This window comes from Streptomyces aurantiacus (genome assembly GCF_001418335.1).
In the GTDB taxonomy this organism is placed as follows: domain Bacteria; phylum Actinomycetota; class Actinomycetes; order Streptomycetales; family Streptomycetaceae; genus Streptomyces; species Streptomyces aurantiacus.
In genome coordinates, this window is the sequence record NZ_LIPP01000516.1 from 1 (window position 1) to 208 (window position 208).

General features: G+C 65.9%; 1 pseudogene. It reads left to right on the forward strand.

Annotation, left to right across the window (positions count from 1 at the left end):
• Positions 1–208, forward strand: a pseudogene (locus AOK01_RS45960) (DNA topoisomerase IV subunit B); the annotation flags it as partial.

Sequence of the window (208 nt, forward strand, 5' to 3'; positions counted from 1 at the left end):
TTCCGGCAACCCCAACGAGAACATCCTGTCCACCGACGCCGGCGCGAAAAGCGGGGCCCATTCCTCGAACGGCGAGGTCACAGCCTCGTACGACGCCAGCGCCATCACCGTCCTCGAGGGTCTGGACGCGGTCCGCAAGCGACCCGGCATGTACATCGGCTCGACCGGCGAGCGTGGACTGCATCACCTTGTGTACGAGGTGGTCGAC